13 protein-coding genes are annotated in these 15,316 nt (G+C 58.0%); 7 read left to right on the top strand and 6 right to left on the bottom strand.

Annotated features, from left to right (window positions below):
- Positions 1–210: 210 nt before the first annotated feature.
- The 3 genes from RQ593_RS07965 (at position 211) to RQ593_RS07955 (ending at position 5,039) form a co-directional block, all read left to right on the top strand.
- The gene (locus RQ593_RS07965) at positions 211–4,251 is read left to right on the top strand and encodes a S8 family serine peptidase (RefSeq protein ID WP_311450269.1); all 4,041 of its coding nucleotides are present in this window, start codon (positions 211–213) and stop codon (positions 4,249–4,251) included.
- Positions 4,252–4,380: 129 nt separating this feature from the next.
- Positions 4,381–4,644, top strand: a complete 264-nt coding sequence (locus RQ593_RS07960) for a type II toxin-antitoxin system Phd/YefM family antitoxin (RefSeq protein ID WP_049340141.1) — start codon at positions 4,381–4,383, stop codon at positions 4,642–4,644.
- A complete protein-coding gene (locus RQ593_RS07955) occupies positions 4,644–5,039 on the top strand; it encodes a Fic family protein (protein WP_311450268.1) in 396 nt (131 codons plus the stop codon). The genes RQ593_RS07960 and RQ593_RS07955 overlap by 1 nt, the downstream gene beginning before the upstream one ends.
- A gap of 119 nt (positions 5,040–5,158) precedes the next feature.
- Here the strand turns inward: RQ593_RS07955 and RQ593_RS07950 are convergent, their stop codons facing one another.
- A complete protein-coding gene (locus tag RQ593_RS07950) occupies positions 5,159–5,461 on the bottom strand; it encodes a recombinase (RefSeq protein ID WP_294642651.1) in 303 nt (100 codons plus the stop codon).
- 288 nt (positions 5,462–5,749) lie between these two features.
- Between RQ593_RS07950 and nadE the strand changes: the two genes are divergently transcribed.
- Positions 5,750–6,583 carry an ammonia-dependent NAD(+) synthetase gene (gene nadE / locus RQ593_RS07945; protein ID WP_311450267.1) on the top strand — a complete coding sequence of 278 codons (834 nt, stop codon included), beginning with the start codon at positions 5,750–5,752 and terminating at the stop codon, positions 6,581–6,583.
- Positions 6,584–6,672: 89 nt separating this feature from the next.
- Here the strand turns inward: nadE and RQ593_RS07940 are convergent, their stop codons facing one another.
- Both RQ593_RS07940 and RQ593_RS07935 read right to left on the bottom strand, forming a co-directional pair.
- The gene (locus RQ593_RS07940; protein WP_311450266.1) at positions 6,673–8,208 is read right to left on the bottom strand and encodes an MATE family efflux transporter; all 1,536 of its coding nucleotides are present in this window, start codon (positions 8,206–8,208) and stop codon (positions 6,673–6,675) included.
- Between the two features lie 212 nt (positions 8,209–8,420).
- Entirely contained in the window at positions 8,421–10,061 is a 1,641-nt protein-coding gene (locus tag RQ593_RS07935; protein WP_311450265.1) for a Na+/H+ antiporter, read from the bottom strand.
- A gap of 242 nt (positions 10,062–10,303) precedes the next feature.
- Here RQ593_RS07935 and pdxS point away from each other — a divergent pair, with 242 nt between their 5' ends.
- Together pdxS and pdxT are read left to right on the top strand one after the other, a co-directional pair.
- The gene (gene pdxS, locus RQ593_RS07930) at positions 10,304–11,209 is read left to right on the top strand and encodes a pyridoxal 5'-phosphate synthase lyase subunit PdxS (RefSeq protein ID WP_049333865.1); all 906 of its coding nucleotides are present in this window, start codon (positions 10,304–10,306) and stop codon (positions 11,207–11,209) included.
- 106 nt (positions 11,210–11,315) lie between these two features.
- Positions 11,316–11,954 carry a pyridoxal 5'-phosphate synthase glutaminase subunit PdxT gene (gene pdxT, locus RQ593_RS07925; protein WP_311450264.1) on the top strand — a complete coding sequence of 213 codons (639 nt, stop codon included), beginning with the start codon at positions 11,316–11,318 and terminating at the stop codon, positions 11,952–11,954.
- Between the two features lie 88 nt (positions 11,955–12,042).
- On the opposite strand, the gene RQ593_RS07920 is transcribed toward pdxT, so the two are convergent.
- Together RQ593_RS07920 and RQ593_RS07915 are read right to left on the bottom strand one after the other, a co-directional pair.
- Entirely contained in the window at positions 12,043–12,708 is a 666-nt protein-coding gene (locus RQ593_RS07920) for a hypothetical protein (protein WP_311450263.1), read from the bottom strand.
- Positions 12,709–13,034: 326 nt separating this feature from the next.
- Positions 13,035–13,604: a hypothetical protein gene (locus RQ593_RS07915; protein ID WP_044143532.1), complete on the bottom strand. Its 570-nt coding sequence runs from the start codon at positions 13,602–13,604 to the stop codon at positions 13,035–13,037.
- Between the two features lie 311 nt (positions 13,605–13,915).
- On the opposite strand from RQ593_RS07915, the gene RQ593_RS07910 reads away from it, so the two are divergent.
- The gene (locus RQ593_RS07910; RefSeq protein ID WP_070541689.1) at positions 13,916–14,662 is read left to right on the top strand and encodes a hypothetical protein; all 747 of its coding nucleotides are present in this window, start codon (positions 13,916–13,918) and stop codon (positions 14,660–14,662) included.
- Between the two features lie 88 nt (positions 14,663–14,750).
- Here the strand turns inward: RQ593_RS07910 and RQ593_RS07905 are convergent, their stop codons facing one another.
- Complete coding sequence (locus RQ593_RS07905; protein ID WP_311450262.1) at positions 14,751–15,098, bottom strand: hypothetical protein; 348 nt, start codon at positions 15,096–15,098, stop codon at positions 14,751–14,753.
- Positions 15,099–15,316: the final 218 nt, after the last annotated feature.

The raw sequence follows: 15,316 nt of genomic DNA, 5'->3' as shown, positions 1-15,316 counted from the left end.
TTATATAAAGAATCATTGAGACAATAAATGAAGGTTTCTTCACCATCGGCATGAACCTTGACGTTCACGCCGCATGGACACACTGGAGGCGCACTGGAAACACAGTGCAGACGCACCGAAGCACTCTCGGTGTACAACCTTCCGCGCAACGCTACAGGTGCAGAAACCGCTAAGAAACACACCATCAATAAAAGAATCAAGGAGCATTCAGTGGCAACCTTCCCTGAAGCTACCCCCGCGCGAGCCACCCGGCACACACGGCCGGGTCGCCTCAAGCAGCTGGCACGCAGTTGCGGCGCACTCACCCTGGGGCTCACCCTCGGGCTGACCGCCCTGCCGTTCGGTACCGCCGCCTACGCGGCACCGGGCGTAGTACGTGGCGCAGATCGGGATGCACCCCGCCAGGACACCGGCACCGGCGAGAACAGCAACGAAGTTCTCTCCCCCAGCCTGGACGGCGCAACCGGCGAACGCGCCGTGTTCGTCCGATTCAAGGGCCAGGGCGCATACGCCCAGACCCAGCCGGACGCGGTCCGCTCCCGCGCGCAGGCACCCGTCAACGCGCAAGCACAGGTGCAGGCAATCCGCGCCAGCGTGCAGCAGCAGGGCGCCTCCGCGGCGAAGGAATCCGGCGCGCAGGTCCTGTACACCACCCACAACACGATGCGCGGCGTGGCGCTCTACGGTAACGTCGAGCAGATTCGTGCGCTCGCGAACCGTGACGATGTGGAACGCATCAGCATCATTGAGGACATGGCACCGCAGAACAGCGGCACCCTCATTGATACGGACACGCTCTCCGTGTGGGCGAAGAGCCCGGCGAACCCCGCCTCCACCGGCTACACCGGCAAGGGCGTGAAGATTGTCGTGCTCGATACCGGTATCGACTACACGCACGCCGATTTGGGTGGCCCCGGCACGCAGGAAGCCTTCGAGAAGGCGAAGGCTTCCGACACGATTCCCGAGGGCACCTACGATCCGAAGAAGTTCCTTGGCGGCTACGACCTGGTCGGTGACGACTACAACTCCGGCAAGAAGGAAACCTCCACGCCCCACCCGGATAACAACCCGCTCGACTGCGGCGGCCACGGTAGCCACGTGGCGGGCACCGCGGCAGGCTACGGCGTGAACGCGGACGGTAGCACCTTCCACGGCGACTACTCCAAGCTCACCGAAGAGCAGCTCAAGGACATGAAGATCGGCCCCGGCTCCGCACCGGACGCCCAGCTGATTGGCCTGCGCATCTTCGGTTGTAAGGGCACTACCGCGTTCGTCCCCAAGGGCCTAGACCGCGTGCTTGACCCCAACGATGACGGCGACTTCTCGGACCGCGCCGACATCGCAAACCTGTCGCTCGGTAACGAGTTCGGCGTGTTCGATGAGACCGTGAACTACGCGGTCGGCTCCCTCTACCGCGAGGGCATCCTCTCCGTGGTTGCGGCGGGTAACGCCAACAACTACAACGCCGTGGGCGACACCTACTCCAACTCGGGCGGCCCCGGCACCAGCGCCTACGGCCTGACCGTGGCGAACTCCATCGGCTCAACCCAGCTGGTGGACCGCGTGAAGATTCTTGCCCCCGCAAACGAGGCGGACACCTACGGCGACTACTCGGTGAACTTCGACTACGCAAAGGCGACCGAGGAGCAGTTGCGCGGCACGGTGGTGCGTGCCGCCTCCCGCAACCGCTACGGCTGTGAAGCATTCACCGAAGAGGAAGCCGCCGCTCTGAAGGGCAAGTGGGCTCTCATCGACTGGGCAGACGCTGACGGCTCCGCACCGTGCGGTTCGAAGGTGCGCTTCGACAACCTGCAGGCGGCGGGCGCGACCGGCGTGGTGCTCACCTCGAACACTGAGGTCGGTGACACCGCTATCGGCGGTAACTCCTCCATTCCGGGCGTGCGTCTGTCAAAGAGCCAGGTGGACCGCCTTTCCGCGCAGATTGATTCGGGTGAGCTGACCCTGCAGCTCGGCGAGAACCTGCGCGACTCGATTCGCGTGCCCAACGGCAAGCTGGATCAGGCGAACACCTCCACCGCGCGTGGTCTGCACGGTTCGCACGGCATCACCAAGCCGGATGTTGCGGCACCGGGCACGAACATTTCCTCCATCGAGGTTGGTAGCGGTACCGGTTCGAGCGTGAAGACCGGTACGTCCATGTCCACGCCCTTTGTTGCCGGTGTTGCGGCGCTGATCATGCAGGCGCACCCGGAGTACGGTCCGCGCATGATTAAGACCGCCATCATGAACACCGCCGACCACCACATGCAGGACGCCTGGGGCAACCCCTACGCGGTGGACCGTGTGGGTACCGGCCGCATTAACACGCGTGCGGCGGTGGCTGACCGCGTCATGCTGTTCAACGCGGCACGCCCCGAACAGGTTTCGGACACTTTCGGCGTGCTCGAGTACACCCCGAACGCCGGTGTGCAGACCCTGCAGCACCGCGTGAGCGTCGAGAACACCGACTCGGTGGCGCACACCTACACCCTGAACTATGAGGGCAGCACGAGCATCCCGGGTGTGGAGTTCTCCTACCCGCAGTCCGTGTCTGTGGGTGCCGGCCAGAAGGCAACGTTCACCGTGACGGTGCGCATTGACCCGTCGAAGCTGGAGAAGACCCGCGACCCGTCCATGTACCCGAACCAGGATTCGGTGAACTACTCGACCGGTACGGTGACCATTTCGGGCGCCCGCCAGTACATTGCGAGCGCTTCGGGCCGCCTGATTCTGACCGATGCTGACTCCTCGGCTGCGGTGAAGACCCTGCGCATGCCCCTGCACGTGGCACCGAAGCCTGTCTCCGCGATGCGTGTGGCTGGCTCCGATATCGCCTTCGACGCGGAGGGCTCCGGCGCGACTGAGCAGACTCTGACCCTGCAGGGAACCGCAGTGGATCAGGGCGGTTACCGCTCCCTGCTGGGTGCCTTTGAGCTGGGCGCTTCGAGCCCGCGCATCCCCACCGCGAAGCTGGGTGTCGGCTCGGATTCCCGCATGGACCTGCAGTACGTGGGTGCCGCCTCGAACGTGGCTGAGTTGAAGGCTGCCGGCAAGGACACCTCCGATGCGCGCCTGTCCTTCGGTATTTCCACCTGGGGTAACTGGCAGGAGGTGACCCCGCGCGGCTCCTACTACGTGTTCGTTGATACCAACAAGGACGGCACGAGCGACTACCGCCTGCAGACGGTGCGTGAGAAGGGCCTGGACTACCCGCTGGTGAAGGTTTCTAAGCGCAGCAACGGCAAGTGGGTGGCAATTGAGAACGCCCTGTACCCGCTGAACGGCACCTGGGGTGATACGGACACCAACATCATGGATTCGAACACCCTGGTGATGACTGTTCCGCTGAGCGTTCTGGGTCTGGACCCGAACGCCGAATCCACCGAGATTTCGTACTCGGTGACCACTTCTAGTGCGTTCTCCGCTACGACCGTGGTTGATACGACTGATTCGGTGGTGTTCAACTATGCGACGCCGAAGCTGTGGTTCAGCGGCGATTCGGCGGGCGTGCCGAACCTGTTCGTGGATGCACCGGAGACTCAGCTGGTGGCGCACCGTAACGGCGACGCGAAGAACGTTTCTGCGCTGTTCCTGCACATGCACAATGCGACCGGCGACCTGTCCGGCGTGAATGGAGCTGCGGGTGAGCGTGCGCAGGTTCTGCGTGTCTCGTCGAACTCTGAGGATACCGCCGCGAGCGCGCACTTCAAGGATGTTCCGGCGGATTACCCGTTCGTGAATGACATTAACTGGCTGGCTCAGCGTCGTATTACGACCGGCTACCCTGACGGCACGTTCCGCCCGAACGGTTCGGTGGAGCGCGGCGCGATGGCGGCGTTCTTCTACCGTATGGCGGGTTCGCCGCAGTTCACTGCGCCGAGCACCCCGAGCTTTAAGGATGTGCCGCGTGATCACCCGTTCTTCAAGGAGATTGAGTGGATGCGTGCCCGCGGTATTACGACCGGCTGGTCGGATGGTACGTTCCGTCCGAATGCTGCGGTGAATCGTGATGCTATGGCGGCGTTCTTCTACCGTTTTGCGGGTTCACCGGCGTATTCTGCTCCGGTGGCGTCGCCGTTTAGTGACGTGTCGGCCGGTAGCCAGTTCTATCGTGAGATTTCGTGGTTGGCTGAGCAGCGTATTACGACTGGTTGGGCTGATGGTTCGTTCCGTCCGGTTCAGCCGATTGAGCGTGGCGCGATGGCGGCGTTCTTGCACCGCTACAACGTGCGCGTGCTGAATAACCGCTAGTCGGATGCGGATGTGAGGGCCGTGTCGGGGTGGAGTTTTCTGCCCCGGCACGGCCTTTTCTGTGGGCTGACTTCATCAGTAGATATAGTGCTAAAATTTGTACAAGAAATAGTACAAAGGAAAGATACTATGCTCACCGTTGGATTTTCTGAACTACGTGCCAACCTCACTTCCGTGACTAATCAGGTCATTCAGGAAGGTGAAGAAATCACTGTATTTAAGCGCAATCAGCCTGCTTTCAAGATTGTTCCTCTGGGAGTAGATTCCACTTCTGATAACAAAGAAGCCGTAGCGAAGACTTCTTCTGAAACTATCGATCAGGAGAAGATTTTAGGGGCAGCGACTAGCTTCATTGACCGTTACGAAAGCGTCTTTGAACGTCTGAGCCAGTGATGTCCTCTGCACATATCTCCGTTGATACTGCTTTAGCTATCCACCAGTTGCTTATCAACCGCTTTGGAGGGTCTGCAGGCGTTCGAGACCTTGATATTCTCGAAGGAATTCTTCAGAGCCCTTACCAAACTTTTGGTGGAGAAGAGCTATATCCGCACATTGTAGATAAGGCCGTTCATCTCTGTGCAGAGATTATTCGTCAACATCCTTTTGTTGACGGCAATAAGCGTGTAGCGGTTGCGCTCCTTGGTGCCCTTCTAGAGTGTCACGGTCTCTATTTAGTAGATGACTCTACTCATCTGTATAACAAAATCATCGGATTAGTCACTCATGACTGTAGCGTTGAAGAGTTCACTCAATACGTTCATTCGCATCTTACTTCTAGTCTCGAGTGAGTACGTTTCCACTTCCAAGGGCACGAAAACACTGTGCTTTTATAAGAAATACCCCCGGTGGATGCCGTACGCATCTGCCGGGGGTATTTGCTTGCCTCGCCCTGCCCGAGGCGGCCTAGTTAGCGCTGGCGGGCTTCTTTACGGTTGAGCTTCTCAATGGCGGCTTCCACCTTTAACTTGCGGTGACTCAGCTTCCAGAGGCTGAAAGACTGCGTCAAGGTACTCTTGCCTATCTCCACGAGGGAAGGCAGCCCCTGCCGGATGAGTGCCTCATTGATTTCTTCCTGGGTGGCGCCCTGCTCCTTCATCTGCTCGACGATGATGTTCGCCTCCGCTATTTTCCCCGAGGTGAGCGGGTGGTTTTCGAGGCTGGTTTCGATGTCTACGAGCTCGTCGTAGAGTTCAGTTTTTGTCTTTGCCATGGTGCTGTCTTCACCGTCCTTGGTTGACGTGTTCTGTGGCGTAGCGGGTGTGTGGGTGTTCTCCCTCATCACCGGCTATTTTGAACGGTATTTGAACCGTATGTTCATGCTAACAGCCGCACGGGTTGTCGCACAGGGTTTTTACCGGTGAGTATGCTGTGTATTTTCAGGGCTGAAACGATACTGAACCCGCCGCGTACGCCGCGCTGAACGCACCGTGTGGAACACTACCTCGCCTCCCTCGGCGGTTCACCGCACGGGCTATAAGGTGGAGCGTACACTTAAGTCATGCGTGAATTACAGGCACAGATCATCCGTGAAATGGGCGTCAAGCCCAACATGACCGAAGAGCAGGCACGCGAAGAAGTGGAGCGCCGCATCCAGTTCATCTGCGACTACCTGGAAGCCACCGGAAGCCGCGGCCTGGTACTGGGCATCAGCGGCGGCATCGACTCCACCCTGGCGGGTCGCCTCTGCCAGCTGGCGGTGGACCGCCTCAACGAGCGCGGCCGCACCACCGAGTTCGTGGCGGTGCGCCTGCCCTACCGTGTGCAGCACGACGAAGAAGACGCGCAGGAGGCGCTGCGTTTCATCCAGCCCACCCGCTCCCTGACCTTTAACATTGCCGAAGCCGTCGACGGTTTCGACAGCGCCTACACTGCCGCGACCGGCGAGCAGATCAGCGACTTCAACAAGGGCAACGTGAAGGCGCGCGCCCGCATGATTGCCCAATACGCGATTGCTGGCGACCCCGGCTACCTGGTGGTCGGTACCGACCACGCGGCGGAGTCCATTACGGGTTTCTTCACGAAGTTCGGTGACGGCGGCGCGGACCTGCTGCCGCTGTACGGCCTGAATAAGCGCCAGAACCAGCTGTTGCTGCGTGTTTTGGGTGCGTCTGAGCGTCTGTGGGCTAAGCCGCCGACGGCTGATCTGCTGGACGGTGTGCCCGGCCGTACCGATGAGGATGAGCTGGGTCTGACCTACCCGCAGATTGATGACTACCTGGAGGGTAAGGAAATCGACGAGGCGGCAGCTGCGAAGCTGGAGCAGATTTACCTGCGTAGCCGCCATAAGCGTACTACTCCGGTGACGATTTTTGATTCCTGGTGGAAGAACTAGCGCCTCAACCGGCAAATGACCTAACGTAAAAGCCCCAAACTCCCTTGGTAGGAGTTCGGGGCTTTTACTATGCTTTTGCAGACCGAGGACTATGCCTTCTGTTCGGGCTGTGCGCCAGAAACCTGAGCATCCTGAACGTCCGAATCCTCAGAACCTTCAGTCTCAACCTCAGCTTCAGCGGGCGGTACCTTCGCGCCACCCGTGGCGAGGAACAGCACCAGGCCCAGCGCGCAGGCGAGCACCTGGGTGAAGGGGAACGCCCAGGTCAGACCCTTAAATCCGAACCACATGTTGCCGAAGTACACGGCGGGGAAGAACAGCAACGCAATACCGATGGTCATCAGCATTGCCGGGCCGCCCTTACCGGACGCCTGGAACCAAGACACAAACACGATGCTGACCGCGTTGAACACGGCGGCGAGCATGAGCGCGATCATGACCTCTTCGCCGGTATCGATGAGGCTTGCATCGCCAACCACGGCGAGCAGTTCACGGCGGAAAATCAGCACCGGAATGGTGATGATCGCAGAGGTCGCCACGGACAGGATCGTTGCGGTGCGCAGCGCCTCCTTCACGCGGGCGCCGTTGCGGGCACCGTACGCGTAGGCGTACAGCGGGATACCGCCCATGCACAGGCCCATGCACAGCATTTCGGGCACCATGTTCAGGCGCATTGCCAGGCCGAACGCCGCGACGGTGTCGTCACCGTAGGAGGCGGCGAGGTTGTTCAGCAGCAGGGCGGCGAAGATCAGGTTGAGGCTCTGAATGAGCTCGGCGGCACCGACCGCAACCACGGGCTTGATGATGGCGGGGTCGAGGGAGAAGTCGCGGATGTTCGCGGAGAAGTTCTCGCTCTGACGCATCAGGAACAGCAGGTAGTACAGCATGGATGCGCCGTTCGCCAGCAACATTGCCCAACCGGCACCGGCGACGCCCATGCCCATGATGGCGATGAACAGCACGTCGAAGATGCAGGTGACGACGGTGCCGACGATAATGCCGTACATGGACTGTTTGGCGTAGCCTTCGGATCGGACGAGCTGTTCGAGGGTGAACATGCCGATAGCGAGGGGCGCGCCGAGGAACATGAGGTGCACGTAGATGCGGGTCGGTTCGTAGGAGCCGCCGGATGCACCCATGATGCTGGTGATCGGGTCAGCGAGGATGAAGCCGATAGCGGCCGCGACGATACCGGCACCGAGCGCCGAGTAGAGGGCGAAGGAGGTGACGCGGTGAATTTCGTGGGCGGGCTGGCCTTCACCGAGCTTGCGGGAGGCGAGGGTTGAGGAGCCCAGGCCGAACAGGCCTGCGATTGCCATGATGACGCCGAAGACGGGCACGCCGTAGCTGGTAGCGGCGAGGTCTTCGGTGCCGCCGTAGTGGCCGACGAAGTAGGAGTTCACCACGTTGTAGATGCTGGTGATGGCGAGGCCGAGTGCCATGGGCACGCCGAGGGAGAGGAGCGCCTTAAGGATGGGGGCGTCTTTGAGCAGGTAGATGTTCTGCGGGTCTTCGCTTGCGCCGTGCGGGCCGTGGGGACCGTGCGGACCGTGTCCTGCGGCGGGCGCGGTGTTTTCGAAGGCGCCGTTTTTGGGCGCGGTGTTTTCAGTCTGCTGAGGTGTCATAGATTCCTGTGGTTCTGGTCTGTGTTGTATCCGGTGCGCGGTGAATGACGCGGGATAAAGTGTGGTCCGCGCAAAAAACGGGCTAGTGTATTGTACCGTTTTCACGTGGTGGCGGGTCTAGAGGTTTAGATATAAAAAGTGGCGAGGCGCCCCTCCCCCGCTATTAGGGGTGGGGCGCCTCGCCTCATACGTATCGCATGTAGGAGCGTGAGCTATTCGAGCTCAACCGGACCAAGCACGCGAGCCTCCTCAATATCCAGGATTTCCTGAATCGCGTGGAGCACATTCGTGTCGATTGTGCGCTCATTACGCAGGCGCTTGAGCACGCTGCGTTGCTTCTCCAAATGCCGCAGACGCAGCTCTTTCTCAAGGTCGCCCGCTTCAATAATGCGGCGGGCTTCTTCCGGCGCATTCGCACCGTCTTTACGAACAGTGTGCAGGTTGCGGTGTATACTCGCGTTGTACATCTGTTCATCGGCAACGCGGTCGATAATCCACTGTGGTGCACCAATTTCCTGGCCAATCTCAGCCACAGAGTCGAAGGACTCGGCAATGATCGTGCGCACTGCTTCATTAATCTCATCTTCTTCGGTGGTATCAACCGGAATTTTCGCCCACCTAATAACGAGCGGCAGGAGCATCCCCTGAACCACCATCGACAGCAGAACCACGCCCGCAACAACAAAGATAATAAAGTCACGCGCGGGAACATCAGTCGGCACGGAGAGAGCCACCGCGAGGGAAACACCGCCGCGCAGTCCCGCAAAGGTACTCACTACACGGCCACGGAAAGTTGTGCGCAGCTGCTTCTGCTTTTCTGAACGGTCAAGGGCACGAATAATACCGATCGAGACGTGCAGGAAAATAAAACGCGCCGCAATGGAAACAAGCCATGCCACCACAATCACGGCGAACGTCAAAGCCCACGCATAGTTGTATTCACGAAGAACATCATCCACAGGCGCTGTGGCGCTGGGCAGCTGAACACCCACGAGCACGAAGAGCGCACCGTTCATGACATAGGAGACAAACGACCAGATGGGCAGACCGTAGAAACGGTTTTGGGGTTTGATGGTATCCGGTCCGCGATAGGTCAGGTAGAAAGCGGCGACCACCACAGCCACCACTCCGGAACCTTTCATGCCCTCAAAAGGCTCGATCTCTTCAGAGAGCAAGAAAGCAATAAACGGCACGGTAAACATGAACACGCTGAAGTTCATGGGGTTGCCGATGTGCGCACGCAGCTTATCTGCACCCCATCCGACGGCCAGGCCAACGAGAGTTCCAATCAGGAACGAGAAGAAGAACATTCCGGATGCAGTCCCCAGGGTAAGTTCATGACCACCCGCAAGCTGCAGGGCGAGTGCGAAAAGAACTAGGGTGGTGCCGTCGTTAATGAGTGCTTCCGCTTTAAGGGTGGTGATGGAAGATTTGGGGAGTTTGCCGTTGAGCGTTGCCACGGCCACAGCATCGGTGGGGGCGAGCGCCACACCGATAATCAGCGCCACATGCCACAGGTAGACGCCCATAAATGTGTGAAGCACCCAGGCGATAACGAACGCCGTGAAAATTACGAGCACCGTGCCCGAGAGCAGAATGCCGCGCAGACGAGCGCGCGCCTCACGCCAGGAGGTGTTTCGGGTCTCCCAGAACAGCATCACGGGCAGGAAGATTTCGAGGATGACGTGCGGCGGCAGGCCGATACTCTGAACTTCGTGCAGTTCGTGGGCGGGCATAATGCCGATAGCCAGGCCAATGAATATCAGCACAATGGCGGGAGTGATATGCGTCTTGTGCGCAATGATGGTTCCCACCAGGATGGCTAGTGAGAGCGCGATGAGGGATTCAAGCATGCTGTTCCTCTGCTGGGGGTCTCCGGTGTACTTCAGGGGTTTAAAGAGTACACCCGCGGTTTTATTCCCTGCAGTTTTATTCCCGGCGCTCGCTGGCGGGGGCTGTCTAGTCGCTGGGTGCGGTTACCTTTCATGACGTTTTGTGTCATTCTGACGTGAACTTGGGGTCGTACTGTGTCAGAGAACAGAAAATCCGACCCCGTGAGTGCGCGCGAACACTCAGAACGTGAGAAGATAAGGTCATGACTGATAACAACACCGTAACCGGCAGCCCGCTTGTTAAGCGCGGCCTGGCCGACATGCTCAAGGGCGGCGTCATTATGGACGTCGTCACCCCCGAACAGGCTAAGATCGCTGAAGATGCTGGCGCTGTTGCCGTCATGGCTCTCGAGCGCGTTCCCGCGGATATTCGTGCGCAGGGCGGCGTGGCTCGTATGTCTGACCCGGACATGATTGAGGGCATCATTGATGCTGTTTCGATCCCGGTCATGGCGAAGGCACGCATCGGCCACTTCGTTGAGGCTCAGATTCTGGAGACCCTGAAGGTCGACTACATTGACGAGTCCGAGGTTCTCTCCCCCGCCGACTACGTCAACCACATTGACAAGCACCAGTTCAAGGTTCCGTTCGTGTGCGGTGCTACCAACCTGGGTGAGGCTCTGCGCCGTATCACCGAGGGTGCCGCTATGATTCGCTCGAAGGGCGAGGCTGGCACCGGTGACGTCTCTGAGGCGACCAAGCACATCCGCACCATTAAGCGTCAGATTGCTGAGCTGCAGGGCCTGTACAACACCATGCCTGACGAGCTGTACGTGAAGGCTAAGGAACTGGCCGCACCGTACGAGCTGGTTCTTGAGGTTGCTCAGACCGGCAAGCTGCCCGTCGTCATGTTCACCGCCGGTGGCGTGGCTACCCCCGCTGACGCTGCGATGATGATGCAGCTGGGTGCTGACGGCGTGTTCGTTGGCTCCGGTATCTTCAAGTCGGGCGACCCGGTTGCTCGCGCGAAGGCTATCGTGAAGGCTACCGCGTTCTACAACGACCCGGAGAAGGTCGCTGAGGCTTCTCGCGGCCTGGGTGAGGCTATGGTCGGCATTAACGTTGCTGACATTCCGGCACCGCACCGCCTGGCGGAGCGCGGCTGGTAATTCGTGCGCGCACCCCGTATGCGGGATGAGTGTTTGATGAGGGGGTGGGGTTCGCTGAGGCGGGTCCCACCCCTTCTTGTTTTGTTGTTTTGTGAAGGGAGCGGTGATGGTTGAGAAGGTTCAGCCTACCGGTGTTTTGCCGGGTGAGGGTTTGACGGTTGGTGTTTTGGCGCTGCAGGGCGGTGTGCGTGAGCACGCGTTGATGCTGGAGTCCCTGGGCGCGCAGGTGCGTTGGGTGCGTACCGGTGAGCAGCTTGAGGGTCTGGATGCGCTGGTTCTGCCGGGTGGTGAGTCGTCGACGATTGACCGTCTGACCCGTATTTTTGGTGTGCGTGAGCCGCTGATTGAGGCGATTTCTTCGGGCCTGCCGACCCTGGGTACGTGTGCGGGCCTGATTATGCTGTCGAAGCATATTGATGATCCGGCGCCGGGTCAGCAGTCGCTGGGTGTCCTGGATGTTTCGGTGGGTCGTAACGCGTTTGGTTCGCAGGTTGATTCTGCGGAGGTGCGTCTGCCGTGGCTGACTCCTGCCGGTGATGAGGTGGTTATTGATACGGCGTTTATTCGTGCGCCGATTGTGACCGGTACTGGTGAGGGTGTGCAGGTGACGGCTCGTCATGAGGGGAAGATTGTGGGTGTGCGTTCGGGCAACCTGATTGGTATTTCTTTCCACCCGGAGGTGACGGGCGATACGACCGTGCATGAGGAGCTGTTGGCTCTGGCGCGTGAGGTGAAGGGCAAGTAGCCCCTCCCCCGAGGCTCGTTGTAGACCCGTTAAAGAGTTGTGGCGGTGGCCGTTGTTCGGTCACCGCCACAACTGTTTTTGAGCGGGTTTATGCGCGGGAGCTGCTGGGCGTTTGGGGCTGGGCCTTCCACTGCTGGTAGGCGCTCGTGGCGAGGAATCGTGCACGGTTCGCATCGCTGAGCGTCTTGATGTCTGCGGGGGCTGCCTCGTACCACTTTTCGTAGAGACGGATAATCATCTCGAGGTAGGCGGCTTCTTCCAGGTCTGCGCAGTGGGGGATGAATTCGTTGCGGTTCTTGATGTCTCGGTACTCGCTGCCAGCGAAGGGGTCGGTTACTCCGACGCTGGGCTGAGCGTTGTAGGCATCGACGTTTTGAACGTATTCGGGGAGGGTGCTCCGCCCTGCTTTGAGTGCGGCGTGGCACTTGCTGTCGATTTCGCTGGGCTCAATGATGTGGCCGCCGTCTCCGAGGATGTGCCGGTACTCGATGTACGCGGGGTATTGTTCATCGGTGCGCGGGACGGGTTTAGCGGCTTCTGCTGATGCGAGATCTTCAGCGGAGTATGAGGAGCAGCTGATGTGCGGCGTGGTGCTTGCCGTTGCTGAGGCGCTCGCAGTGGAGGGCGAGGAGGTGCTGCTTGCCGCTGTGTTCGCGCTACCGCAGGCGGCAAGGAACAGGGGCAGGGTTAAGAGAGCGGCGCCGTATCGCAGTGCGTTATAGCGGGGGTTGGGGGTCCTAGAATTCAGGGCCATAATGTCACCTCATTGTGGGCTGGAACATACCGAATTGACCCTCACTATACGGGCGGTTTTGATACGTGGTCAAGAGAAAATTATGTTTATTTTTTAAAATCCAACAGCTCGAAAGAAAATCGACGGACAAGCTTGTTCAGCGTCTTGACTTGTGCAAACACGGAAGCAACCGGGCTCTTGAAGCAAATACGGCACAAAGACACCAGCATCAGATATTGTTATTTGCCCGATAATCAGCAGAAGCCAACATATCCAGAGGGGCACGGTTGGAGCGCCCTTTATGCAACCTCGAACTCCGTAAAAGCCTGCACCTCAACGGCCCAACGCTACTGCAGGAGGAAATAGATAAGTCCCCTAACGTATTCCCAGAGCAGTACCAAGATGACGCACTGCACAACAAATGCGGCTATAGCTGCGAGGGTTGGCACCCAGTAGCTACGCTTAGAACATGCAATAAAAACTGCTATAAAAATAACGCATGAGATAATATCGGGACCCCAGAGAATGAATGCCTGTAGATCATATGGCCACAATATTCCATGCATATATTCTGTAGGGACTTTACATGAACTTAAGATATTGCCTTTTAAAATTTCATAAGTCCCATACATTTTAAAAACTAAATATAGCGATGCGATCCAAAAAATTCCTATACGAAGCTTTACACCCAGCCACATACTAAAAGTCTGCCATAAGCTAGCTGATACAACTCCCACCACAAAGAAGGGTATATAGTCGAAATATGCACTTTGCCACCTATCACATGGCGATACAAATCTATAGAAATCTGCATACAGGGCAGTTGGGAAAATATAGAAAAATTGCAATACAATGAGAAATAAGATATACAAAATTATTTTCTCATTTACGGCGAACATTTTATAAGTAGAATTCATGATGCCATTTCCTTTCAGTAGCATAAAAAGCTAGTAGCGGAACACCGAACGCATAGCCTCAATATTGTTTTTCTTATCCACTAAGCCCCGAAGCCAATGCTAAGACAAGTAGGCGACCTGCAAACCCTCCGCACTCTTACCCCGTCTACCTCATGTTTAAGCAGGTCAGAACTTTAAGACTACTGGGTTGCACATCTTGCGTCTAGAGTGTTGGTTTTAAACTAAGATGGTATTTTCCATTGACCATGTATCAAATATTTGGGTATGTTTAGACGCAATATATCGTTCCATCCCTCTTGTGAGGTGGTCTCATGACCCACACCCCTGTTTTTCTTTCGCTCCGTTCCAGCGGTCTACGACGCGGTGCCGCGTTGGCGATTCTTCCCATGCTTCTTGCTTCCTGCGGCAGCTCCACCAGCACGGCATCCAGCACTCCGGCACCCTCGAATACGACCGTGGCTTCCTCCCCGTCAGCAGCAAGCTCCACCGGGTCCGCCTCCTCTTCCGCGGCGAAGAAGAGCTCCACCCCCTGTCTTGAACCTGACGAAACCGCGAAAGCTCAAACCCTCAAGCAGCAGGAAGCCATCAGCGCCGACCGCGGTACTGCGCTCCCTTCCTATGTATCTGCACGGCATGTTGTGCGCAACCAGGCGAACTTCCCCACCCGCGCCGAAGCTGAATCAGCAGGATCCGAGTGCCTGGCACTGTACGAGAAGAACAAGGCCGATCACACCTACGCTGCGGCATGGGTACGCGCTATCGATGACAATAACGTGGCAAGCGGAAAGGTAGCCTCCGGCCCGCGCACTGACATCCAGAGCGCCGACCCCTACAAGGCAAGCAACTATGTCGATATTCGAGAGGGCAAGGAGTACTTCCCGACCCGACAGGAGCTGCTCGCGGCAAACTACCCCGAGAACTACATTGTTGCTTTTGAGGCGTGGGCGCAGCAGGCACCCGCCGATGTGAAGCAGAAGAGCGACGCGAACCGTGCGGCCGCTAAGGATACTCGCTGGTCTGAGGTGGTAACCCTGCCCAGCCCCGACAACCCTGTCTAATCGAACCCCGTCTAATCTGAGTCTGTTTAAAAATAGTTGTGGCGGTGACCGTTATTCGGTCACCGCCACAACTGTTATACGGCTCAGGTTAGGGTAGGAGCGCCAACCCAAACTCAATAACAATCAGCGCGATAGCACACGCGAAGAGTACCCCACGCGACACATTGAACTTCTGCCAGAGATCATACAGCTGGCTGGGAATCAACCAAATAACGCACGCCCGAAAGGCAAGCGATAACGCGGGGTTACCCCACTGAATAATCATCAGGGCAAGAGCAAAACCCACGCCGAGCGTATCCAGGATGCGCCGATGCTTTAGCACCTGCTCCCTCTCCTTTTGATAGCTAGGGTTGTTTAGCAACCTTGGTGGTGCTTTTTTCAGTTGACCCACAAGGATCAAAACCGCCAGCGGGATCAGAGAAATATCGAAGAACATGGGAACCGCCTTTCATGTTGGGGTTCGCTCGCTACGCCGGTGACGAGCTGATGGCGCACCATCATTGGTGAAAACTTCTCAAAAACAAGTAGTCTGCAACACGTGTATAACGTATTGTGGGTTACTTTACAGCACACATAGACCCTATTCAAGAGGTAAACAGCTCCCCCCCCCCCCCCCACAATTATAAAAAAAATCATTTAAAACACGTCGCAGGG

It is taken from the genome of uncultured Rothia sp., assembly GCF_963507905.1.
Taxonomy (GTDB): Bacteria; Actinomycetota; Actinomycetes; order Actinomycetales; family Micrococcaceae; genus Rothia.
Note: the sequence above shows the minus strand (reverse complement) of the source record. Positions and strands in the feature narration are given on the sequence as shown.